Origin of the sequence: Marinimicrobium alkaliphilum (assembly GCF_003259155.1) — a bacterium.
GTDB classification, from domain to species: Bacteria; Pseudomonadota; Gammaproteobacteria; order Pseudomonadales; family Cellvibrionaceae; genus Marinimicrobium_A; species Marinimicrobium_A alkaliphilum.
The window spans coordinates 94,723-117,539 of sequence record NZ_QGMQ01000009.1 but is presented as its reverse complement, the minus strand read 5'-3'; the positions used below and the strand labels follow the sequence as shown (position 1 = coordinate 117,539).

Sequence of the window (22,817 nt, the reverse complement as noted above, 5' to 3'; positions counted from 1 at the left end):
GTACCCGCTACAACACTGACATCGACGCCGTAAATTCCGGGACGCGCCGCTCGCCGGCGTCGCGTTCGTCCAGTTCCAGGCTGGCGTCTTCCAGTAGGGCTTCTTCTTCGAAATGGCGGGCCATGGCCAGGCGGCGCTGCTCCTGTTGATCGTGGAGTGCGATGATGTTGTAGAAGTTGCGGATGTTGCGTACGTAAGTCACCGGTTCCCAACCGCGGGCGTAGCCGAAGCGGGTTTCCCGGTAGTACTGGCGCCGCGCCAGTAGGGGCAGGTATTGGCTGACGTCGGTCCAGCGGTTGGGATCGCCGCCATGTTCCAGGGTAAGCGTGCGGGCATCTTCAAGGTGGCCCAGGCCGACGTTATAGGCGGCCAGCGCCATCCAGGTCCGGTCTTCGCCGGTAACTTCCGGGGCCAGGCGGTCGTACATCCAGCGGTAGTATTTGGCGCCGCCATAGATGCTTTGAGTCGGGTCGAGACGGTTGGTTACGCCCATATCCTGGGCGGCGGCCTGGGTCAGCATCATCAGGCCGCGCACACCGGTGCGCGAGCGGGCATTGGCATTCCAATGGGATTCCTGGTAGCTGATGGCCGCGAGCAAATGCCAGTCCAGGTCAAAAGTTTCGGCGGCGGTGCGCATCTCTTCTTCCCAGCGCGGCAGGCGGTGCTCCAGGCGATAGGCGAACAGCAGGGCGCCTCCGGTGTTGATCTCATCAATATGGTCGTAGAGCTCCGCCTCCAGCTGCGCGAGGCTGCCGTCATGTTGAATGCGCGCGAGATACTGCTCGGCACGTTCCAGCAGGCTGCGATCGCGGCCTTTGGGGAAGGCCCAGGCCAGCGCCTGGGGGGTGCCCACGTCAAACGCCACCTGGGCGCGGGGGAAGACGTTGCGGTTCAGCTTGTAGGCATTAGAGTCCACCACGGCATAGTCGATCTCGCCTTTGTGCACCATTTCCAGCAGGTCGATCATTTCCAGCGCGTCGCGTTCTTCCCAGCTCAGGGCGGGGTGGATCTCTTTGTACTCCGCCAAGCGCTCCGCATGGGAGGAGCCGGCAATGACCAGCAGCTTTTTATCGGTCAGGTCTTCCAGGGTGCTGGGGCGCTCGGTGCGGCTGTTGTATATCAGCTGCTGGGTTACGTGTTTGTAGGGGAGGCTGAAGTGTACTTTGTGTTCGCGGCTCTTGGTGACGGTCAGCCCTGCCGCCGCGAAGTGGCTCTGGCGCTGCGCGATCCGGTCGATCATCCGGTCGAGCTTTTCTTCATCCTCGATAACGAGCTCCAGGCCCAGTTCGTCGGCAAAGCCCTGCAGGATGTAGTATTCAAAGCCGGTGCGGCCGTAGGGGCCTTCGTAGTAGGTCGTCGGCCCGTTGCGTGACAATACCCGCAACTCGCCTTGCGCAAGCAGGCGTTCCAGGAGTGTCGCGGGAGTCGCGCTGCCTGTTAACAGGGCGCTGATGCCGATAAAGAGCAGCCCACCGATGGCGTTCATAAAAGAAAAGCGCGCAGGGGCGTAATGATCGTTCATATCCATATATTGGTGTCTCCGGTTAAGAAACAGCGGCCGGGGGCTGCTTTTGGCAGGCCTTGTGGCCGGGTCCGATCCAAAGGTGGCGCGAATTTTACTTGTTCAATCCGTGAACTACCAGCTTGTTTTTTACACTAAAATCAGGTAGCACAAGCACGCACTGAACAAATATTAGCCAACTTTGGCCTCGAAATCCACATTTTTTCAACTCTTTAGTCGTCCGATCCAGAATCTTGGTTCAAAAATGATCGGCGAGGCTGCCTTGAGCGGCCAGATCAAGTACAATTCGCGCACTTCAAAACCCCCTGATAGCTCAAGGTCCGATCCCATCATGTTGATTCTGCGTGGCGCACCCGCTCTTTCCGCTTTCCGTACCCAAAAACTTTTGGCCAGCCTGCAGCAGGTAGCGCCCGGTATTCGAGGCGTCAGCGCCGAGTTTACGCACTTTGCCGATGTGGCCGCGCCGCTCTCGGAAGATGAGCAGCAAGTATTGGCGGGGCTGCTGACCTACGGCCCGCACCTGGAGCAGACTCAGGCTGACGGCGCCCTGTTTCTGGTAGTCCCGCGACCCGGCACCATCTCGCCCTGGGCGTCAAAGGCGACAGATATCGCGCGCAACAGTGGCCTGGCGTCGGTTCGTCGTTTGGAGCGAGGTATCGCTTACCGTGTCGCCGGAAACATTGAACCACAGGAACAAGGCGCGGTCGGTGCGGTACTGCACGATCGCATGGTGGAAACGGTACTGTCCGATCCGGAGCAGGGCAATCAACTATTCGTGCACCAACAGCCCGCGCCACAGACCACGGTCGATGTCCTGGGGGGCGGTCGCGAGGCGCTGACAAGGGCGAACCGCGATCTGGGTCTGGCTCTGGCCGATGACGAGATTGACTATCTGGTGGACAGTTTCCGCAACCTGGGCCGCAATCCGGTGGATGTGGAGCTGATGATGTTTGCCCAGGCCAACTCCGAGCACTGTCGGCACAAGATTTTCAACGCCTCCTGGACCCTGGACGGTGAGGATCAGCCCCACAGCCTGTTCAAGATGATCAAGAACACCTATGCCCTGGGGGGCGAGGATGTGCTCTCGGCCTACGCCGATAACGCGGCGGTTATTGCCGGTCCCGTTGCCGGGCGTTTTTACCCCGATCCCGACAATTTCACTTACGGCTTCCACGAAGAGCCGATCCATATTCTGATGAAGGTGGAAACCCACAATCACCCGACCGCGATTGCTCCGAATCCTGGTGCGGGCACTGGCGCCGGTGGCGAGATCCGCGATGAGGGTGCAGTAGGGCGCGGCTCCAAGCCCAAGGTGGGCCTGACCGGCTTTACTGTCTCGAACCTGCAGATTCCCGGCTTTACCCAGCCCTGGGAGCAGGACTACGGCAAGCCGGGCCGGATTGCCAGCGCCCTCGACATCATGCTTGAGGGCCCGATCGGCGGAGCCGCGTTTAACAACGAATTTGGCCGCCCGAATATCTGCGGTTATTTCCGCACCTTTGAAGATAATTTTGACGGCGAGCGCCGTGGCTATCACAAGCCCATCATGTTGGCCGGTGGTTACGGCAACATCAAAGCCGAGCATGTGGATAAGCCTGAATTTGAACCCGGTGCCAAGCTGGTGGTCTTGGGCGGCCCGGCGATGTTGATCGGCCTGGGCGGTGGCGCGGCCTCGTCCATGGATTCGGGCACGTCCACCGAGGACCTGGACTTCGCCTCGGTGCAACGGCAGAACCCGGAGATCGAGCGTCGCTGTCAGGAGGTGATCGATCGCTGCTGGCAGTTGGGCGAACACAACCCCATCGCCTTTATTCACGATGTGGGTGCCGGTGGTCTGTCCAACGCGTTCCCCGAGCTGGTCAAGGACGGGGGTTGCGGCGGCGAATTTGAATTGCGCAATGTCCCTAACGACGAGCCGGGTATGAGCCCGCTGGCGATCTGGTGCAATGAGTCCCAGGAGCGCTACGTACTGGCAATTCAACCCAAAGACCTGGCGCGCTTTGAGGCCATCTGTGAGCGCGAGCGCGCGCCCTATGCGGTGGTGGGCGAAGCCACCAGCGAGAAGCACCTGCGGGTCAACGACAAGCACTTTGACGCCAAGCCGGTCGACTTGCCAATGTCTGTATTGTTCGGTAAACCCCCGAAAATGCACCGCGTGGCCGAGCGCTATCAGGGCGCGACCCAGAGCTTTTTGACCAGTGATATTCACATTAACGATGCTGCCGAGCGGGTCCTCAAACACCCGGCCGTGGCGAACAAAAGCTTTCTGATCACCATTGGCGATCGCTCGGTGACCGGTATGGTTGCGCGCGACCAGATGGTAGGCCCATGGCAGGTCCCGGTGGCCGACTGTGCCGTGACCACCGTGAGCTACGACAGCACCCGGGGCGAAGCCATGAGTGTGGGCGAGCGCACCCCGGTGGCTTTGCTGGACGCCCCGGCTTCTGGCCGTCTGGCGGTGGCCGAAGCGATTACCAATATCGCCGCGACGCGCATCGAAAAGCTGTCCGATATTAAATTGTCTGCCAACTGGATGTGTGCGGCGGGCCATAAAGGTGAGGAAGAAAAACTCTACCGCACCGTGGAAGCGGTGGGCATGCAGTTGTGCCCGGCGCTGGGCATCACCATTCCGGTGGGCAAGGACTCCATGTCCATGCGTACCGCCTGGCAGGACGGTGACAAGGAAAAGGCCGTGACTGCACCTCTGTCACTGGTGATCTCGGCTTTCGCGCCGGTGCTGGATGTGCGTCAGACGCTGACGCCGCAAGTGCGTGTAGATAAGGGCGCGAGTGACCTGATCCTGGTGGATCTGGGTAACGGCAAGCACCGCCTGGGCGGCTCGATTCTGGCGCAGGTGTACAACCAGATGGGCGAGGAAAGCGCGGATCTGGACAGCGCCGAGCAGTTAAAAAACTTCTTTGGTGCGGTGCAGGAAAGCCTGGCCCAGGGGCAATTACTGGCCTACCACGATCGCAGCGACGGCGGTCTGTTCACGACCCTGGCGGAAATGGCGTTTGCCGGCCACTGCGGTCTGGATATCGATATTACCGGCCTGGGTGAGGACCCGCTGGCGGTGCTCTTCAGCGAAGAGCCCGGTGCTGTGCTGCAGGTGGCCAGTGAGCACACCCGGGTGGTGCTTGAGCGCTTTGAGCAGGCCGGGCTGATGGCGAAGACCATCGGTGCTCCAAACGATGAAGACTGGCTGCACATCAACAAAGATGGCGAGATGATCTTTGATCAGTCGCGCGTGATTCTGCAGACGCTCTGGACCGAAACCAGTTACCAGATGCAATCGCTGCGTGATAACCCCGAGTGCGCCCAGCAGGAATTCGACCGCCTTTTGAGTCGCGACCCGGGTTTGAGTGCATCGCTCAGTTTCGATCCGCAGGACGATGTGGCCGCACCTTATATCAACACCGGCGCCCGCCCGAGTATCGCCGTGCTGCGTGAGCAGGGCGTGAATGGCCACGTCGAAATGGCCGCTGCCTTTGATCGTGCGGGCTTCCAGGCGCAGGATGTACACATGAGTGATGTGCTCTCCGGGCGCGTGTCGCTGGCAGATTTCAAAGGCCTGGTGGCCTGCGGGGGCTTCTCCTACGGCGACGTACTGGGGGCGGGGGAAGGCTGGGCCAAGACGGTCCTTTACAACGCCCGGGCCCGGGACCAGTTCCAGGCTTTTTTTGAGCGTCCGGAAACCTTCAGCCTGGGTATCTGTAACGGCTGTCAGATGATGTCCAATCTTAAGTCCCTGATTCCGGGGGCGGGGCATTGGCCGCACTTTGTGCGCAACCTGTCCGAGCAGTTTGAGGCGCGCTATAGCCTGGTGCAGATTCAGGAATCGCCCTCGGTGCTTTTTGCCGGTATGCAGGGGTCGCACTTGCCGGTGGCGGTCGCTCACGGTGAGGGGCGGGCCGAATTCGCCAATGAGCAGGCCGCGGGCCAGTGCGACACCAGCGGTTTGGTGGCGATGCGCTATATCGACAACCAGCTGTCGGTGACCGAGACCTATCCGGCCAACCCCAATGGGTCGCCCCGCGGTATCACCAGTGTTACCAGTGAAGATGGTCGCGCCACCATCATGATGCCGCATCCCGAGAGGGTGTTCCGCACCGTGACCCATTCCTGGCACCCGGAGGATTGGGGTGAGGATAGTCCCTGGTTACGCCTGTTCCGCAACGCCCGGGTGTTTGTGGATTGATCATCCGACGGGAACTACAATGGGGGCTTCGGCCTCCATTGTCGTTATTGGGGTCTGTGGCCCGTATCCAATCAGAGAGTCGAGAGTCTATGTTGAACGCCTTAGCCAGAATTGCCCTGGTCAGTTTGGTCGCCCTTGTTCTGGGTGGCTGTGCCACCACGGCGGAGGAGCCGTCTGCCGGCCCCGTCGAAGAGCCCGTGCACGAAGGGGTGTTCGTGGCTCACGATGCCGATTTCAGCGGCTACCGGCGCCTGTTGGTGACCGACCTGCAACTGGATTCCGATGTCAGTGTGGAGTTGGGGGCGCCCGGGTTTGATCCCAGTGGCTGGGGCTTGAGTGACGCCGATCGGCGCTACTACCGCTCGCTCTATTCCGAGCTGGTGGTGCACTACCTGGTCGGCGAGGCCGGCTGGGGGATGAGTATTGATCCGGATGAGGATGTCCTGATTCTGGTATCCGAAGTACGTCAGTCACCGCCGCCACCGCGTTCCGCGGAGGGAGGGGACAGTACCGGGTCATTGATCATCAATATGGAGCTGTACGATGCCCAGAGTAACCGGTTGTTGGCGGTGATAACCAATCGCCAGCCGTTTGGTCAGAGTTGGCAGAGCAATAACCGGTCGGTGACCCGTGTGCAGGTGCAGCGGGCGTTTGAGCGTTGGGTGCGGATGTTACAGATGGAGTTGGATGATTGGGTTGAGCGTTATTGAGAGGGGTTTGGTTGAGGCTGGGTGCCTCATTGTCGGATTACGGCTTCGCCTAATCCGACCTACCTGAACAATGGCGCGATGTTTGGGTCGGGTGCGTGATTGTCGGATTACGCCCTGCGGGCTAATCTGACCTACTTGAACAACGGCACGCTGCTTCCAGTAGGTCGGATTAGGCGAAGCCGTAATCCGACACCCGTGGCACCATCACTCGTGGTTGATCACCATCACATCATCATCCAATGCTGCGATGATCCGCTCGGCGGTATTCCCGCGACGGGTCTTGAGCATGCCGGTCTGACCCAGAGTCCCCATCACCACCAAATCGGCGTTGATTTCTTCCGCTACCTGCGCAATCACGTCGGACGAGTAGCCGTTTTTCACGTGAATACGCTCGGACGGTGTCTGGGTCTCTTTCGCCAGGCGGCCGCGGTCCGGATAGAGCATGGAGTCCAGATAGGCATTCACCACGTGCAGTTCAGCGCCGTACACTTCGGCGTAGTGGCGAGCCTGCTCGATAATGATGGTGTTGAGCTCGCGCTGGACGTCGCGCCGTGCCTGGAAGTTTACTGCCGCCAGGATCACCTTGCGCTGGGGCTTGGCACCCGGGCGGATCAGGACGACCGGGCAGTCAGCGCCTTTGAGCAGCTCCCACTTGGATTCGCTGAAGGTAAATCGGCGGGTGTTGTGCTTGGCCTGTACCGGCAGGTAGATCAGGTCGGCACCAAAGCGCTTGGCAGACTGATGAATCGACTTCTGCCACTCGGTGGACCAGGAAACCTCAATCAGGTAGTCAAGTCCGGCAGATTCCAGGGGCTGTTTGATTTGCTCGTCAAACCAGCGCTGATCACGGAATAGGCTATCGTTACTGGCCCGGGTATCGGTGGCATCGCCATCCACAGCCACGAATACATAAATATACGGTTTGGTGGCGTGCAGGGCAGAGGTGATGACCGCGCGCTCAAGAGCAACGTGCTCTTTGGCGCTGGGGTCAACGACCACGAAAATTTTCTGCTGTATTGACATTAGGGGGCTCCTTAGTCGGTAACTGTCAATCGCTGACAACATACGTTGTTATCGTGTTGAACCGCTTGTGGCAGCAAACATACCCCAAGCATGCCCGCGCTTACAAGCTTTCAATGGCGGTGCTTTGATCCAGATCCAATGACGGCAGCCGTGGGCGGGATTGGCTAGTTGCCGCCTTGGCTGTTCTTCTCCCGCTGCTCCCGGGCCTTGCGCTCGGCCTCACGCTGGGCAAATTCAGCCTCCTTGCGCTGGCGCGAGGCATGTGAACGCTTGACCCAGTCGTCGGATCGGCGCTGCCACTGCTGGGAGTTGCTCATGAATCGGTCTCCGTGTCCTGGTCTTGCTCAAAAGGTTGCCAGCCGCCCAGCTCTTTCCAGCGGTTGACGATATAGCAGAACAGGTCTGCGGTTTTTTCGGCGTCGTAAGCGGCCGAGTGCGCTGCGCTGTTGCTGAATTCGATATTGGCGGCACGGCAGGCCTTGGCGAGCACGGTCTGGCCGCAGGCAAGTCCGCCCAGCGTCGCGGTATCAAAGCAGGAAAAGGGGTGAAACGGATTGCGCTTGATCGCGCAGCGCGCGACCGCCGCATTGACAAACCCAAGGTCAAAGTGGGCATTGTGACCAACCATGACGGCCCGTGTGCAGCCGCTGTCGCGCACTGCCCGACGCACGGCCTTGAGCAGGTCGTTCATGACCATATCTTCGGGTTCGGCCGGGCGCTCCGGGCTGTCGGGGTCGATGCCGGTAAAGTCCAGTGCCGCTTGCTCGATATTGGCACCTTCATAGGGTTCGACGTGAAAGTCGAACGTCTGGTCCCGGCGCAGGTAGCCCTCATCATCCATGAACAGAGTCACGGCGGCGATCTCGAGCAGGGCGTCGGTGTGGGCGTTGAAGCCCCCGGTTTCGACGTCCACAATGACCGGAAGGTAGCCGCGAAAGCGGCGTGCCATGGGTGATTTTTCGTCCTTTGCTTGTACCGGTTCGTTCACAATCTGTCCTTAGGTCAGTTGCCAGCTCAGGGTGTCCCCGGCGCGCAAAGGCACCAGAGGCTGGTCGCCCATGGGCAGGGTTTCAGGTACCTGCCACTTGCGTTTGACCAGGGTAATGGTGTCGGTGTTGCGTGGCAGACCGTAGAAATCTGCTCCAAAGTGGCTGGCAAAGCCCTCCAGTTTGTCTAGCGCGCCCGCCTCCTCAAAGGCCTCGGCATACAGCTCAATGGCCGCATGGGCAGTGTAGCAGCCGGCACAGCCGCAAGCGGCCTCTTTTTTGTTCTTGGCGTGGGGGGCCGAATCGGTGCCCAGAAAAAACTTGGGGCTGCCGCTGGTGGCTGCGTCGATCAGGGCGGCCTGGTGAGTGTTGCGTTTGAGGATCGGCAGGCAGTAATAGTGCGGGCGAATCCCCCCGGCCAGCATGTGGTTACGGTTGTAGAGCAGGTGGTGCGCGGTGATGGTGGCGGCGACGTTGGCGGGAGCCTGTGCCACGAATTCAGCGGCGTCCCGGGTCGTGATGTGCTCAAGCACCATTTTCAGTGCCGGAAAATCGCTTACCACCTGTTTAAAGGTGCGCTCGATAAAGGTCTTTTCCCGGTCGAAGATATCGATGCTCGCGTCTGTCACTTCACCGTGGAGCAGAAACCGCATATCGGCGGTTTGCATGGCCTCGAGCACTGGGTAGATTTTTGCCAGGTCGGTCACGCCAGAGTCAGAGTTGGTGGTGGCGCCCGCGGGGTAGAGCTTGGCTGCGACCACGCCCGCTGCCTTGGCGCGGGCGATTTCGGCCGGGTCGGTATTGTCGGTCAGATAGAGCACCATCAGCGGTTCGAAGCGGCTGCCGGGGGGGCGCTGGGCCAAAATACGTTCGCGATAGGCTTCGGCCTGGGCGGCGCTGGTGACCGGGGGCACCAGGTTGGGCATGACAATAGCCCGGGCGAAGGTTCGTGCAACGTCGGGAACCGTGCGTGTCAGCGCGTCGTCATCACGCAGATGGATGTGCCAGTCGTCCGGACGGGTCAGGGTCAGTTGTTCGGTCATGGGGCCGAAAGCTCTCCAGGGTCGGGTTCTGAGGAGCTTGCATCCTACCAAAATTGCCACGCGAGCGCACAAATTGCCGCTAAAGGCCCGGCCGTTTGCGCCGATAGACTACTGTAGAGCCATTTTCCCTTAATTAACGCCGGTGGGGCCTGTGTCGCAAACTTTCTGGAACCGGATCAGCCGTGTGCGCCTATGGGTGGTGTGCGCGTGTGTGTTGCTGCCCGCCGGGGTGGCGGCGTCGGCGGTGCAATTCGGTACCACGCTGAGCGATGCCCACTGGCGTGCCGACAGCTCGGTCTTCCAGTGCCGGCTGGTGCACCCCATTGATCAGTACGGCAGCGCCGTGTTTGAGCGGCGCGCGGGTGAAGGTCAGATTTTCTACCTCTACCAGAGTAACCACCAGTTTGCCCCGGGTGAGGCGCAGGTGGTGTCCCTCAGTCCGGCGTGGCGTCCTTTTACGGGGCAACAACCGTTGGGCGCTGTAGAGGTACAGCGTCGGGATCGCGCTCTGCAGCTTGATTGGCAGCGCTCTCAAGCCCTGGTGACCGAGTTGCAGGAAGGTCAACGACTATTGTTTGAGCGTGTGGCCTGGTATGACCGCGAGCAACCGGTGCAAGTGCTGGTGGAGCCGGTCGGGTTTCGTGTGGCCTACCGGGAGTATCAAGGGTGTCTGGCGGGGTTGCTACCCGCAAACTATGATCAGGTCGCCCGAACGGTGCTTTACTTTGGCAGTGCCCATGAAGATATGGCTGAAGCTGAGCTGCGGAAGCTCGATAGCCTCGCCCGCTACGTCCTCGCCGATGACGGGGTGACGGGTATTTACGTCGACGGCCATACCGATGGCGTGGGCTTGCGCGCCGACAACCTGGAATTGTCACGCGAGCGGGCCGAGGCGGTAGCGCAGTATCTGGTCGAGCGAGGGGTGCCGTCGCATTTGATTACCACACGCTGGCACGGTGAGCGCTACCCGGTCGCCTCCAACCGCGAAGCCAGTGGCCGGGCTCAGAATCGCCGGGTAACCCTTCGGGTCGATCGCCTGGATGAGAACGACGCTCCTCTGGCCTCAAACACCGCTCCCTAGTTAACATTACCCCAGCGCCTCGGCGCGGAATTTATTGCTCAGCGGTGGGTCGAACCGCTGTTAGTGGGTAATGATAGTGAGGAGTGATACATGCAAGACGCCTTTTTAAAAAGCGCTGTAGGGTTTTTTGTGGTGTGGCTGCTTGCGGCGGCCCAGGTCAGTGCTCAGGGGCTGCCGGAGTTCACTGGGCTGATCGAGAAGAGCTCGCCAGCGGTGGTCAAGATCAGCACCGTTGAGCGCGTGCGTGGCCGATCACAACAGCAACAACAGATGCCGCAACAAATGCCGGACATTTTCCGCGAGCTGTTTGAACCGCGTCGCCGCCCCGAGCGGGATGTGCGTTCCATGGGTTCGGGCTTTATTCTCTCCGGCGATGGCTACGTGGTCACCAACAACCACGTGATTGACAATGCCGACGAAGTGGTTGTGCGTCTTATTGATCGACGTGAATATATCGCTGAGGTGATCGGTACCGATCCGCGCTCGGATCTGGCGCTGCTCAAGATTGATGCCACCGACTTACCGACGCTGGGTTTTGCTGAGCCTGACAGCTTGCGGGTGGGGCAGTGGGTTGTGGCCATTGGTTCGCCTTTCGGCCTGGATTACTCGGCCAGTGCCGGTATCGTCAGCGCCCTCGGGCGCAGTATCCCCTCGGCCCGGAGCGAAACCTACGTCCCCTTCATTCAGACCGACGTCGCCATCAACCCGGGTAATTCCGGAGGCCCGCTGTTCGACCTCGACGGCCAGGTGGTGGGTATCAATTCGCAAATCTATACCCGCGGCGGTGGCTCTATCGGACTGTCTTTTGCGATCCCTTCGGGCGTGGCTCAGGATGTGATTGCCCAGCTCAAGGAAAAGGGCCGGGTCGATCGCGGCTGGCTTGGGGTGGTGATTCAGCCGGTCGATAAGGACCTGGCCAGCTCCTTTGGCCTGGATCGCCCCACGGGCGCCCTGATCAACCAGGTGGAGAGCGGCGGCCCGGCAGACGAGGCCGGTGTGCGTGTTGGTGATGTGATTCTCGGGTTTGGCGACGCCGATGTATTGACCTCGTCGGATTTGCCGCACCTGGTCGGGCGCACACCACCGGGTACTGACGTGACGTTGCGGGTGGTGCGCGAGGGCAGCGAGCGCGAGCTTACCGTCACTGTGGGGACACTTGCCGTGGATGAAACGGCCAGTACCCGCGAGCCTGGTCAGCGCCCCGATGGCACTGATCGTCTCGGCCTTGTGGTAGAGCCCGTCGATGAGCGCAATTTGCGTCGTTGGCAGCTTGAGGGCGGTGTCCTTATTCGCCAGGTTCGGCCGGCAAGCCCCGCCGCGCAGGCGAGCCTGATGCCGGGTGATGTCATCGTCCAAATCGGTTACAACGAGATCGACTCGGTGGAGGCCTACGAGATGCTGCTTGCCGAGCTGCCGGAGGACACTTTGTTGCCGATTCGCTTCTTCCGCAATGGGCGCCCCGCATTCCGCACCATCACCATCCCTGCCGAGGATTGAATGCTTGGTCCGTCGCGCCCTGCGGCGGACCATTTTCACCGTGATTTCATAGCGATAGGCCGCCAAATAGGCTAAACTGGCGGCCTTTTCCATCCATCGCTCAAGACGACAAGGTAGCTGACATCCGGTGACCGATTTAAGCCATATCCGCAATTTCTCCATCATCGCCCATATCGACCACGGCAAATCCACCATCGCAGACCGCTTTATTCAGGTGTGTGGGGGGCTTACCGATCGGGAAATGGCCGAGCAGGTGCTCGACTCCATGGATCTTGAACGGGAGCGGGGCATTACCATCAAAGCCCAGAGTGTCACACTCAACTACACCGCCCGTGACGGTAAGACCTACCAGCTCAACTTCATTGATACCCCGGGACACGTGGACTTCTCCTACGAGGTGTCGCGCTCGCTCTCGGCCTGTGAAGGAGCGCTGCTGGTGGTCGACGCCGCCCAGGGCGTCGAGGCTCAGTCCGTAGCCAACTGCTACACGGCGATCGAGCAGGGCCTGGAGGTGATACCGGTACTCAATAAAATGGACTTGCCCCAAGCCGAACCGGAGCGGGTGGCCCAGGAGATTGAAGACATTATCGGTATTGAGGCCACTGACGCCGTGCGCTGTAGTGCCAAGTCCGGGCTCGGCATTGAGGACGTGCTGGAAGAGCTGGTGCGCCGCGTGCCACCCCCCGTGGGCGATATCGACGCGCCTTTGCAGGCCCTGATTATCGATTCCTGGTTTGACAACTACATGGGTGTGGTGTCGCTGGTGCGCGTCACTCAGGGTAGCCTCAAAGTCAAAGACAAGATCATTTCCAAGTCGACCGCCAAGGCCCATGTGGTCGACAGCGTGGGGGTATTCAACCCCAAGCTGACCAAACAGAAAGAACTGAAAGCTGGTGAAGTGGGCTTTGTGATTGCCGGCATCAAGGAGATCCAGGGCGCCCCGGTGGGGGATACCATTGTTCATGCCAACAGCGCCGATACCCCGGCGCTGCCCGGGTTCAAGAAGGTCAAGCCGCAGGTCTACGCGGGGATGTTTCCTGTCAACGCGGATGACTTCGAAAACTTCCGTGAGGCGCTGTCCAAGCTGACCCTCAACGATGCCTCGCTGTTCTATGAGCCGGAAAGCTCCGATGCCCTCGGATTCGGTTTTCGCTGTGGCTTCCTGGGCATGCTCCACATGGAGATTATCCAGGAGCGCCTGGAGCGCGAGTACGATTTGGACCTGATCACCACAGCGCCCACGGTGGTGTACGAAATTATCGCCACCAGTGGTGAAACCCTCTATGTGGACAACCCCTCCAAGCTGCCTGAGCCGGGGTTGATCGAGGAGATGCGTGAACCCATTGTGGAGGCCAATATTTTGGTGCCCAAGGAGCACGTGGGTAATGTCATCACCCTGTGCGCGGAAAAGCGCGGTATTCAAAAGGATATGCAGTTCACAGGCTCGCAGGTGTCACTGCGTTATGATCTGCCCATGAGTGAAGTGGTACTGGACTTTTTCGACCGTCTGAAATCCGCCAGCCGCGGGTTTGCGTCGCTTGACTACAGTTTTGATCGTTTTGAGCCGGCTAAGCTGGTACGTCTGGACGTGCTGATTAATGGTGAAAAAGTGGATGCCTTGGCGCTGATTGTACACAGGGAAAAATCCCACAACATTGGCCGCTCTCTGACCGAAAAGATGAAAGAGCTGATTCCCCGGCAGATGTTCGATGTGGCGATTCAGGCCGCTATCGGTGGTCAGGTGATTGCTCGTACCACGGTTAAAGCCCTGCGCAAAAACGTTACCGCCAAGTGTTATGGTGGTGATGCTTCACGCAAGAAAAAACTGTTGGAGAAGCAAAAGGCCGGTAAAAAGCGTATGAAGCAGGTCGGGCGAGTAGAGATTCCCCAGGAAGCCTTCTTTGCCGTACTCAAGGTTGATAGCTAAGGGCGCCTCGGGCGTGACCGATAAAGGAACAGGACTCTGGTAATGAATATTGATCTCCCCCTGATATTGACACTGGCAGTGTTGATTACTGGCGGCATTTGGCTGTTTGACTGGTTGGTGTTATCCAAGCCGCGCAAGCGTGCGCTGGCGGCGCTCGATGCGGAGTACTCCGATGCCCGGCTCCAGGAACCCAAAGAGCGTGAACGCTACCGGCTGGCGCGGGATCAGGTCGAGCAGGAACCGACGCTGATCGAGTATTCCAAGTCGTTCTTTCCGGTGCTCTTGCTGGTGTTCGTGCTGCGATCGTTTATTGCCGAACCGTTTCAGATTCCTTCCGGGTCAATGGAGCCGACGCTGGAAATCGGTGACTTCATTCTCGTCAACAAGTTTACCTATGGCCTGCGCCTGCCTGTGATCAATCGCAAAGTCATTCCGGTTAACGATCCTGAGCGCGGTGATGTGATGGTGTTTTTTCCACCGCACCAACCGGATATTTATTTCATCAAGCGCGTCATCGGTATTCCCGGTGATGTGGTGGAATATAACAATCACCAGCTCACCATTAACGGGGAGCCGGTAGTAGAGAGCTCCGAAGAACTGCTTCCCGGTGCAGGCCCTCAGGTCCGGCAGGTGACCGAACAGCTGGGCGATACTGAATTCAGCGTTTATAAGAACCTGACGCCGGGATCGTTCAGTCGCGAGGGGCGCTGGACTGTGCCCGAGGGCTACTACTTTATGATGGGCGACAACCGCGATAGCAGTCATGACAGCCGTGGCTGGGGCATGGTGTCGGAAGATGCCATTGTGGGGAAAGCGTTTGCCATCTGGATGCATTGGGATTCACTGTTCAGCTTGCCCAGCTTCGAGCGCGTAGGGCGCATTCGTTAATCGTGTGGTACCAAAAAGGGGTAGACCATGAATAACACCAAACACACCCTGACGTATCGACGCCAGCGCGGGCTGGCACTGCCCGCCTGGATTGGCCTGATTGCTCTGGTCGGATTTTTCTTGCTACTGATTATTCGCCTGACGCCGCTGTATCTGGACGATCGAATGATCAGCTCCGCACTGCGTTCGGTGGCCGACAGCCCCCAGGAGTTGGAGGCCATGACCAACGCCGAGATCCAGCAGAAGTTGCGCAATTTTTATACCGTTAATGGTGTGCGCTTTGAGGAGGCTCGGGGCGTGGTGATTGAGCGTGGCGCGAACGGTATTCTGGTGCGCATTGACTACGATCGGCGCGTGCGTCTGTTTGAAAATGCACCGCTGCTTGGGACGGTCTATATCGTCCTCGAATTTGAAAATCATCTCGACAGTCAGCGCTTTGATCAGTGCTGCAAACCGGAACGTTGATACGTGAGTAACCCCGACGCACTGAACCAACTGCAAGCTCGATTGGGCTATCAGTTTAGTAACACCACGGCTTTGAGCCTGGCATTGACGCACCGCAGCCATGGCGCGGACAATAATGAGAGGCTCGAGTTTCTGGGCGACTCTATTCTCAACTTCATTATCGGCGAGGCGCTTTACCAGCAGTTTCCGCAGGGGCGGGAGGGGCAGCTGAGTCGCCTGCGTTCACACCTTGTGCGCGGGGATACCCTGGCCGAGTTGGCGCGCGAGTTTGAGTTGGGTGAGCATCTCCGCTTGGGAGAGGGCGAACTCAAAAGTGGTGGTAAGCGCCGCGACTCTATCCTGGCCGATACGGTTGAGGCCCTGATTGGTGCTATTTACCTGGAGAGCGGCCTGGAGCGTTGTCGCGAACGGGTGCTGGACTGGTACGCCGCACGGCTTGCCCAGCTTTCACTCAATACCTCGGCCAAGGATGCGAAGACCCGGTTACAGGAAACCTTGCAGGCGCGTCATGAGCCTCTGCCTGAGTACCGGGTCGTCGAGACGCAGGGCGAAGCGCACGCATTCGAGTTCACTGTGGAGTGCCGGATCAGCCTGCTGTCTGCGCCGACCCGTGGCCAGGCCAGCAACCGGCGCGAAGCGGAAAAGCAGGCGGCGGCCGAAGCGCTGCGCCAGCTCAATCTTTGAGGTTTATTAGCATGTCCGATGCATCCACCCATAATCGTTGCGGCTTTGTCGCCATTGTCGGCCGACCCAACGTCGGCAAATCGACGCTGCTCAATCATCTGCTGGGGCAGAAGGTCAGTATCACCTCACGCAAACCCCAAACCACCCGCAACAAGGTGGTAGGTATAAAATCCGGCAACGATTACCAAATCGTTTTCGTCGATACGCCCGGGGTGCATCAGGCCGAGGTGAAGGCGATCAATCGCTATATGAACAAGGCCGCCAGCAGTGCGATTCGCGATGTCGATTTGGTGGTGTTTGTGGTCGACCGGAGCGTCTGGACCGAAGAGGACGAAATGGTGGCTCTGCAAGTTGAGCAGTCCGGCTGTCCGGTGCTTATCGTGGTGAATAAAGTCGACAAGGTGGAGAGTAAAAATACCCTCTTGCCGCACCTGCAGAAGCTGGCCGAGCGTCTGCCGAAGGCGGAGATTATTCCGGTGTCGGCGTTGCGCAACACGAATCTGGATCGCCTCGAAGCGGTGATCCTCGAGCATCTGCCTGAAGGCGAGTATTTTTACCCGGAAGATCAGATTACTGATCGCAGTTCGCGTTTTATGGCGGCAGAAATTGTACGGGAAAAAATTACCCGGCAGTTGGGTGACGAGCTGCCCTACCAGATGGCGGTGGAGATTGAAGAGTATAAACACGACGGGAAGACGCTGCATATTTCGGCCTGCATTCTGGTCGAGCGCGAAGGCCAAAAACGGATTCTGATCGGTGAGAAAGGTGACCGCCTCAAGCAGATCGGGCAGCAGGCGCGCCAGGATATGGAGTCCCTGTTCGACAATAAAATCATGCTGCGATTGTGGGTTAAGGTTCGCTCGGGCTGGTCTGATGACGTGCGGGCCCTGCGCAGCCTGGGCTACGACGACCTCTAGGTAGTCGACCGTGCAACTGGCGTTTGAGCCTGCCTACGTCCTGCACACTCGTCCCTACCGGGATACCAGCCTGCTGGTGGATGTATTTACCCGCGATTGTGGGCGCTTGTCGGTGGTAGCGCGAGGGGTCCGTCAGCGCAAGAGTCCCCGGCGTCAGTTACTCAACCCCTTTGGCCGTATTTTGCTCAGTGCCCAGGGGCGCGGCAACCTCAAGACGCTAACCGGTATTGAAGCCGATGCACCGGTGTTGGCCCTGCAGGGGCTTGCGTCCTTTTCCGGACTCTACCTGAATGAACTGTTGGTGCGTCTGTTACCGGAGCAGGATGCTTCCCCGTCGCTGTTTGAACATTATCAGGACAGCCTGTACCAGCTTCAAGCATGCACCGATGTTGAGCCTGTATTGCGGGCGTTTGAGTTTAACCTGTTGGCCGATCTCGGCTATGGTATTTCTTTTACCGAACAGGCCGAGAGTGGTGCGCCGATCGAGCCGCAGGGCCACTACCGGCTAGTGGCTGACGCGGGTTTCGTCCCCTGGCGTGAAGGGGATGACGAGCGCGCGAAAATCAGCGGTGGCCACCTTTTGGCCATCAACACCGGCGACTATGCCGATGAGCTCTGCCGACGCCAGGCCAAGGCCCTTACGCGTCAGTTGCTACGCCCCTTGCTCGGTATTCGTCCCCTGCACAGTCGCGCGCTCTTCGCCGGTACTCACACCCAGGTCAAATAACGCATCAATGTCGCGGTTGTAGCTCCACTGCAGTAGGGCGGTGATCTGGTTGTTGAGACTGGTGACAGCTCCTTCCAATTGACCGTAACTTTGTTTCTGCAGCATCTTGTCCAGCAGTCCGCTAATACTTTTCAGGTAGGGTACGCCACAATAGCAGCTGCTGCCGTAAAGGCGGTGAACCTGCTCCTCCAGGCGCTCATAGTCGCGCTCGCGAAAAGCCTGATTGATGGCTTTCTGCTCCGCGGGCAAGCCTTCGATGAGCATCGTCAGCATATCCTTGGCCAGTGTCGGCTTGTTGTTGGCCAGCTTCAGGCAGCGGAGGATATCCACAGGGCTGGCATTGAGCTCGGGCTCAGACTCAGACTCTGCGCTCGAAGGTGATGGCGCCGGCACCGAGGGTGTCAGCGCGGCTCGGGCGGCCGCACGATCGCCGAGCCAGCGGTTAAGCAGATGTGCGAGCTGGCTCTCGCTAACAGGTTTGCTCAGGCAATCGTCCATACCCGCAATCAACAGTTCCGCTTTTTGCTCGGTAATTGAATGCGCGGTCAGGGCAATAATGGGCGTGCGTCGGCTGACCCGGTTGTTTTCCCGCAAGTGGCGAGTCGTTTCTATGCCATCCATCCCGGGCATTTGGATATCCATTAATATCAGGTCGAAGTCCGCGTGTTCACAAATATCCAGTGTTTGTCTGCCGCTGCGGGCTTGGCTGACCTCGACCTTCAGGTCGCGCAGCAGCTCACTTGCCAGCTGCAGGTTGGCGGGGTTGTCATCGACCACCAGTACGCGCGTCGGGCGCGTTTTTACAGGGACCGCCGGTGTCCCCGGCGCTGCGCCTTGAAGCGTGATGCTGAGGGCGCGGGCGAGGGCATCGAGCAGTGCCTGATAACTGACTGGGCGAGTGACAAATTCGGTGTTCAGATCCGGGTTTTGGGAGCGCAGCATGCGCTGATGGGCGGGCGTGCAGCAGGCGATCACTTTGCAGTCGAACTCGTCTTCCAACTGCTCGGTCAGGTTGCCAAGTAACACTGGCTGAATGCGTCGCTCGGCCGGCGCCAGATCCAGGATTACGGCCCGGTATGGCCGTTTGGCTTGAGCGGCTTCGCGCAAGGCCGGGAAGATGTCGTGGACGGTGGCAATCAGTTGGCTCTCGATTTCCCAGTGGTCGAGTAAATGGCTGAGCTGACGACTGGCCTCAGCTTCTTCACCACAAATCAGAATTCGCTGGCCGCTCAGCTCTGAGGGAATCGCCGCTTGCGGTTGGTGGGGATCGACGCCTAGACGGAGGGTAAACCAGAACTGGGCGCCTTGGGTCTGGTGTTGGTTGATCCCGATTTCTCCGCCCATGCGCTCAACCAACCCCTTACTGATGGCCAGCCCGAGCCCGGTGCCGCCGTGGAGGCGGGTGGTCGATCCGTCGGCTTGCGCAAAGGCGTTGAACAGGTCGCTGACCTGATCCTCGACAAGGCCCACTCCCTGGTCGGTGACCGTAATTTTCAGCGTGGTCTGGTTATCCTGGCGCGCGAGGGTCTGCACCTCGATAACAATATTGCCAGCATCACTGAACTTGATGGCATTGCCCACCAGATTACTGAGGACTTGTTTGATACGCATTGGGTCCCCCAGCAAGTGCAGGGGAACATCGCGCTGAATAAAGGTGAGCAGTTGCAGGTGTTTTTCGTGCGCGTCAGCGGCCAGGTTGTGGACGGTTTCCTCGATCAGGGAGCGAAGATGCAAAGGGGTATAGTCGAGCGAAAACTTGCCCGCTTCGATTTTTGAAAAATCGAGAATGTCGTTGATAGTGGTGAGCAGGTTCTGGGATGAGTCGCGAATGGTGTGCAAATATTCCAGTTGCTGCTCTCCCAGCTCGGTTTTGAGCAACAGGTTGGTAAATCCGAGAATACCGTTGAGCGGCGTGCGAATCTCGTGGCTGGTGTTGGCCAGGAACTCGGACTTCACCCGGCTTGCCTCGAGCGCTTCCTTGCGCGCCATGTCCAGCTCGATATTCTGGATCTCGATGGTTTCCAGGGTTTCGCGCAGGTCTTCGGTCGCCTGGTCGATGTGCAGTTGCAATTCCTGTTGAGCGCGCCCCTGGATTTCGGCCATGGTGTTTACGGCGGTGGCCAGGTCGTGGAATTCCCGGCTGCGTTGAGGCTCGACTTTTCGATCGTACTGGCCGCGGGTGATGCCCTCGATGATCTGCCGGATGTGTTCGACCGGGCGATTGATGCGCCGCTGCAGGCGCAGGGACAGGATGACGGTCAGCAGAATCCCGATCAGTGCCACGACACCGGTGGTCAGTAGCGTTTGGTAGTGGATAACCTGCATGGGCGCGTTGAGCAATTCAACTTCAACCCAGCCCCTGCTGCTGCCGTCGCGCCCGGGGCTCAGAGCCTGTGTGTAGCGCACGCTGCGAGGGGTTTCGACACGGCCCGGGTGTTGGCGAGGCTCATTCAGAGGGGTAAGCGGTTCGATAAAGCCTGGGCCCACCTGAAGGCGGGAGCCGTCCGGGTAGTGCACCGCCAGTGCCCGAATAAAGTGCTCTTCCAGTTGCGACGTCAAGAGCGGCTCGAGCAGCTCCTGATGGTCACTTTCGGCCAATTTGACGGTTTTGCGCACATAGGTCTGATTACGCACCTCCACGTACTGATGTAGCTGCGCCAGATACAGGTAGGCGAGAGTGCCCGAGAGCAGCAGGCTAATGGTGACGGCGGGAATCAGAATAAAGCGCCAGATTTCCGCCTTCAGGCTTTTATCTTTTTTCATGGGTCAGCCAGGGCCTGTAGTGGGTGTGAGTTTCGTCAGGGGGCGTTCGGCGGTAGAATAAGCCCCCTTTGCGGCTCGCCGCAACCGCATGACGCGTATTTTGAGGTGTTTATGGCGTTTCCCACGATCGAAGCTTATGTTGGCAATACTCCACTGGTGCGCTTGCAGCGTCTGCCAGGCGAGACCAGCAACGAGATTTTGGTAAAGCTTGAAGGCAATAACCCTGCGGGTTCGGTCAAGGATCGTGCGGCCGTATCAATGATTCAGTGCGCCGAGGAGCGCGGGTTGATCAAGCCCGGCGACACCCTTATTGAGGCGACCAGCGGCAACACCGGTATTGCCCTGGCGATGGCAGCGGCCATCAAAGGCTACCGCATGATTCTGATTATGCCGGATAACAGCACCGCGGAGCGCAAGGCGGCGATGACCGCCTTTGGGGCAGAGCTGATTCTGGTATCCAAGGAGGCCTCCATGGAGGGCGCGCGCGACCTGGCGCTGAAGATGCAGGCCGAGGGCAAGGGTAGGGTGCTGGATCAGTTTGGGAATGCCGATAACCCCCGAGCGCATTACGAGGGCACCGGTCCGGAGATCTGGCAACAGTCTGAAGGCAAAGTGACGCACTTTGTCAGCTCCATGGGCACCACGGGCACCATCATGGGGGTTTCCCGCTACCTGAAGGAGCAAAACCCCGCCATCGAAATTATTGGTCTGCAGCCGGAGGACGGCGCGAGCATTCCCGGTATCCGGCGCTGGCCCGAGGCGTACCTTCCCAGCATCTACGATGCTGCCCGGGTCGATCGGGTGGTGAATATGTCCCAGGCCCGGGCCGAGCACACCATGCGTGAGCTGGCCCGGCGCGAGGGGATCTTTTGTGGTGTCTCATCCGGGGGAGCGGTAGCGGCAGCACTGGATCTCAGCGCCCAGGTCAGCAATGCTGTGATCGTGGCGATTGTCTGTGACCGGGGCGACCGCTACCTGTCCTCTGGGGTATTTAATGAGTAGGCGGCGCGAGCATTCGCGCCGGGCACCCTCCAGGCGCGGCCGGCCGCAGGCCAAGCCCCAGATTCAGCGCCCCTTGGGCGAATTGAGTATCAGCCGGATGAGCCACGACGGCCGGGGCATTGGCGACTGGCACGGCAAAACCCTGTTTGTCGACAATGCTCTGCCCGGGGAGCGGGTCGAGGCGTTGCTGTTGCGCGAGCAAGGCAAGTTTGCAGAGGCCGTTGCGACAACCGTAATAGAGGCCGCCCCGACGCGCGTTGAGCCGCCGTGTGCGCACTATAGCCGCTGTGGGGGTTGTCAGTTGCAGCACCTGGCGCCCGAGCAGCAGTTGGCTCACAAGCAGTCGGCGCTACTGGACCAGCTTCAGCGCTGGGCCGGACTGGAGCCGGAGCAGGTCCTGGCGCCCATCACCAGCGCCAGTCAGGGCTATCGCAACCGGGCCCGGCTGGCGGTTTGGTATAACCGTGATGGCAGCGTTACCTTTGGTTTCCGCGAGCGCCAGAGCCGGCGCCTGACACCGATTAAAAGCTGTTGGGTGCTGACGCCCGAGTTGAATGCACTGATCCTGCCCCTGAGCGGCTGGCTCGCCGGGCTTCAGGCGCACAAAGCTGTGACGCATGTGGAGTTGGTGGCCGATGCCGAAGGCGCCGCATTGATTGTGCGCCATGTGCGCGCGCTGACCGACGGCGATCGCGCCGGCCTGGGGGAATTGGCCGTGAGCGCCAAAGCGCGTGTCTGGCTGGATGCCGGGGCAGACGGCCTGACGGCTCTCGACGGTGAACCCTGTGATCCGCGCCTGCAATACCGTCTCGACGGCGAACACCCCGACGGTGACTTGCGCTTGAGCTTCCACCCTGGCGACTTTATCCAGATCAATCCCGCTGTCAATCGCGCCATGGTCAGTCAGGCACTGGACCTGCTGGCCCCGACGCAGGATGATCGGGTGCTGGACCTGTTCTGTGGGATTGGCAACTTCACCCTGCCGCTGGCGCGCCGGGCGGGGGAGGTGCTCGGGGTCGAGGGGGTCGCCAGCATGGTCGCCCGAGCTCACGACAATGCCCGAGCCAATGGCATAGAACGTGCTGATTTCGTCCGGGCCGACCTGGCCGATATCGACGCCCGACGTTTTGAGCGTGAACGGGGCAAAATTGATGCTATTTTGCTCGATCCGCCCCGCGATGGTGCTCAAGCCGTGGTTGAGCACGTTGGGCAACTCTCGGCCCGTCGTCTGGTCTATGTGTCCTGCAATCCCGCGACCTTGGCGCGTGATGCCAAAATACTGGCAGCCCAGGGCTTCAGGTTGCAGTCCCTCGGGGTCTTGGATATGTTTCCGCACACTGCGCATGTGGAGTCAATGGCGTTGTTTGTTCGCGCTTGACGGTGT

The 22,817-nt window shown here is 59.6% G+C and carries 18 protein-coding genes; 12 read left to right on the top strand and 6 right to left on the bottom strand.

Features of this window, described 5'->3' with window-relative positions; translation table 11 throughout:
• Positions 1-7 precede the first annotated feature (7 nt).
• Positions 8-1,528, bottom strand: a complete 1,521-nt coding sequence (gene mltF, locus DKW72_RS14405) for a membrane-bound lytic murein transglycosylase MltF (protein ID WP_111643084.1) — start codon at positions 1,526-1,528, stop codon at positions 8-10.
• Positions 1,529-1,853: 325 nt separating this feature from the next.
• Between mltF and purL the strand changes: the two genes are divergently transcribed.
• On the top strand, positions 1,854-5,720 hold the full coding sequence (gene purL, locus DKW72_RS14400; RefSeq protein ID WP_111643083.1) for a phosphoribosylformylglycinamidine synthase: 3,867 nt from the start codon (positions 1,854-1,856) through the stop codon (positions 5,718-5,720).
• A gap of 89 nt (positions 5,721-5,809) precedes the next feature.
• Positions 5,810-6,430 (top strand): DUF3313 family protein, encoded by a 621-nt coding sequence (locus DKW72_RS14395; RefSeq protein ID WP_111643082.1) that lies wholly within the window; start codon positions 5,810-5,812, stop codon positions 6,428-6,430.
• Between the two features lie 204 nt (positions 6,431-6,634).
• Here DKW72_RS14395 and DKW72_RS14390 read toward each other — a convergent pair whose 3' ends face one another.
• The 4 genes from DKW72_RS14390 to pyrC all read right to left on the bottom strand — a co-directional run bounded on the left by DKW72_RS14390 (position 6,635) and on the right by pyrC (position 9,482).
• Entirely contained in the window at positions 6,635-7,453 is an 819-nt protein-coding gene (locus DKW72_RS14390; protein ID WP_111643081.1) for a universal stress protein, read from the bottom strand.
• 164 nt (positions 7,454-7,617) lie between these two features.
• The gene (locus DKW72_RS16435; RefSeq protein WP_157960506.1) at positions 7,618-7,770 is read right to left on the bottom strand and encodes a hypothetical protein; all 153 of its coding nucleotides are present in this window, start codon (positions 7,768-7,770) and stop codon (positions 7,618-7,620) included.
• The gene (gene rnt / locus DKW72_RS14385) at positions 7,767-8,402 is read right to left on the bottom strand and encodes a ribonuclease T (RefSeq protein WP_232522422.1); all 636 of its coding nucleotides are present in this window, start codon (positions 8,400-8,402) and stop codon (positions 7,767-7,769) included. Before rnt ends, DKW72_RS16435 begins: the two co-directional genes overlap by 4 nt.
• A 48-nt stretch (positions 8,403-8,450) precedes the next feature.
• Complete coding sequence (gene pyrC / locus DKW72_RS14380; RefSeq protein ID WP_111643079.1) at positions 8,451-9,482, bottom strand: dihydroorotase; 1,032 nt, start codon at positions 9,480-9,482, stop codon at positions 8,451-8,453.
• Positions 9,483-9,633: 151 nt separating this feature from the next.
• Between pyrC and DKW72_RS14375 the strand changes: the two genes are divergently transcribed.
• The 8 genes from DKW72_RS14375 (at position 9,634) to recO (ending at position 17,668) form a co-directional block, all read left to right on the top strand.
• On the top strand, positions 9,634-10,563 hold the full coding sequence (locus tag DKW72_RS14375; RefSeq protein ID WP_198411370.1) for a flagellar protein MotY: 930 nt from the start codon (positions 9,634-9,636) through the stop codon (positions 10,561-10,563).
• Between the two features lie 90 nt (positions 10,564-10,653).
• The gene (locus tag DKW72_RS14370) at positions 10,654-12,060 is read left to right on the top strand and encodes a Do family serine endopeptidase (protein ID WP_111643077.1); all 1,407 of its coding nucleotides are present in this window, start codon (positions 10,654-10,656) and stop codon (positions 12,058-12,060) included.
• Between the two features lie 127 nt (positions 12,061-12,187).
• Positions 12,188-13,987, top strand: coding sequence for a translation elongation factor 4 (gene lepA / locus DKW72_RS14365; RefSeq protein WP_111643076.1), 1,800 nt, complete (start codon positions 12,188-12,190; stop codon positions 13,985-13,987).
• A gap of 42 nt (positions 13,988-14,029) precedes the next feature.
• On the top strand, positions 14,030-14,875 hold the full coding sequence (lepB, locus tag DKW72_RS14360; RefSeq protein WP_111643075.1) for a signal peptidase I: 846 nt from the start codon (positions 14,030-14,032) through the stop codon (positions 14,873-14,875).
• Positions 14,876-14,902: 27 nt separating this feature from the next.
• Positions 14,903-15,340 carry a DUF4845 domain-containing protein gene (locus DKW72_RS14355; protein ID WP_111643074.1) on the top strand — a complete coding sequence of 146 codons (438 nt, stop codon included), beginning with the start codon at positions 14,903-14,905 and terminating at the stop codon, positions 15,338-15,340.
• A gap of 3 nt (positions 15,341-15,343) precedes the next feature.
• On the top strand, positions 15,344-16,024 hold the full coding sequence (gene rnc, locus DKW72_RS14350) for a ribonuclease III (protein ID WP_232522418.1): 681 nt from the start codon (positions 15,344-15,346) through the stop codon (positions 16,022-16,024).
• Between the two features lie 11 nt (positions 16,025-16,035).
• Positions 16,036-16,941 carry a GTPase Era gene (era, locus tag DKW72_RS14345; RefSeq protein WP_111643073.1) on the top strand — a complete coding sequence of 302 codons (906 nt, stop codon included), beginning with the start codon at positions 16,036-16,038 and terminating at the stop codon, positions 16,939-16,941.
• A 10-nt stretch (positions 16,942-16,951) separates the two neighbouring features.
• Complete coding sequence (gene recO, locus DKW72_RS14340; RefSeq protein WP_111643072.1) at positions 16,952-17,668, top strand: DNA repair protein RecO; 717 nt, start codon at positions 16,952-16,954, stop codon at positions 17,666-17,668.
• On the opposite strand, the gene DKW72_RS14335 is transcribed toward recO, so the two are convergent.
• Positions 17,594-20,431, bottom strand: coding sequence for a response regulator (locus DKW72_RS14335; RefSeq protein ID WP_111643071.1), 2,838 nt, complete (start codon positions 20,429-20,431; stop codon positions 17,594-17,596). The two genes, recO and DKW72_RS14335, sit on opposite strands and share 75 nt — an antisense overlap.
• A 111-nt stretch (positions 20,432-20,542) precedes the next feature.
• Here DKW72_RS14335 and cysM point away from each other — a divergent pair, with 111 nt between their 5' ends.
• Positions 20,543-21,433, top strand: coding sequence for a cysteine synthase CysM (gene cysM, locus DKW72_RS14330; protein WP_111643070.1), 891 nt, complete (start codon positions 20,543-20,545; stop codon positions 21,431-21,433).
• Positions 21,426-22,811: a 23S rRNA (uracil(1939)-C(5))-methyltransferase RlmD gene (gene rlmD / locus DKW72_RS14325; protein ID WP_111643069.1), complete on the top strand. Its 1,386-nt coding sequence runs from the start codon at positions 21,426-21,428 to the stop codon at positions 22,809-22,811. The genes cysM and rlmD overlap by 8 nt, the downstream gene beginning before the upstream one ends.
• Positions 22,812-22,817: the final 6 nt, after the last annotated feature.

Excerpts from the sequence above, each read along its gene's own strand:
- mltF (WP_111643084.1), bottom strand. The coding sequence starts at position 1,528 with ATGGATATGAACGATCATTACGCCCCTGCGCGCTTTTCTTTTATGAAC.
- purL (WP_111643083.1), top strand. The coding sequence starts at position 1,854 with ATGTTGATTCTGCGTGGCGCACCCGCTCTTTCCGCTTTCCGTACCCAA.
- DKW72_RS14395 (WP_111643082.1), top strand. The coding sequence starts at position 5,810 with ATGTTGAACGCCTTAGCCAGAATTGCCCTGGTCAGTTTGGTCGCCCTT.
- DKW72_RS14390 (WP_111643081.1), bottom strand. The coding sequence starts at position 7,453 with ATGTCAATACAGCAGAAAATTTTCGTGGTCGTTGACCCCAGCGCCAAA.
- DKW72_RS16435 (WP_157960506.1), bottom strand. The coding sequence starts at position 7,770 with ATGAGCAACTCCCAGCAGTGGCAGCGCCGATCCGACGACTGGGTCAAG.
- rnt (WP_232522422.1), bottom strand. The coding sequence starts at position 8,402 with ATGGCACGCCGCTTTCGCGGCTACCTTCCGGTCATTGTGGACGTCGAA.
- pyrC (WP_111643079.1), bottom strand. The coding sequence starts at position 9,482 with ATGACCGAACAACTGACCCTGACCCGTCCGGACGACTGGCACATCCAT.
- DKW72_RS14370 (WP_111643077.1), top strand. The coding sequence starts at position 10,654 with ATGCAAGACGCCTTTTTAAAAAGCGCTGTAGGGTTTTTTGTGGTGTGG.
- lepB (WP_111643075.1), top strand. The coding sequence starts at position 14,030 with ATGAATATTGATCTCCCCCTGATATTGACACTGGCAGTGTTGATTACT.
- DKW72_RS14355 (WP_111643074.1), top strand. The coding sequence starts at position 14,903 with ATGAATAACACCAAACACACCCTGACGTATCGACGCCAGCGCGGGCTG.
- era (WP_111643073.1), top strand. The coding sequence starts at position 16,036 with ATGTCCGATGCATCCACCCATAATCGTTGCGGCTTTGTCGCCATTGTC.
- DKW72_RS14335 (WP_111643071.1), bottom strand. The coding sequence starts at position 20,431 with ATGAAAAAAGATAAAAGCCTGAAGGCGGAAATCTGGCGCTTTATTCTG.
- cysM (WP_111643070.1), top strand. The coding sequence starts at position 20,543 with ATGGCGTTTCCCACGATCGAAGCTTATGTTGGCAATACTCCACTGGTG.
- rlmD (WP_111643069.1), top strand. The coding sequence starts at position 21,426 with ATGAGTAGGCGGCGCGAGCATTCGCGCCGGGCACCCTCCAGGCGCGGC.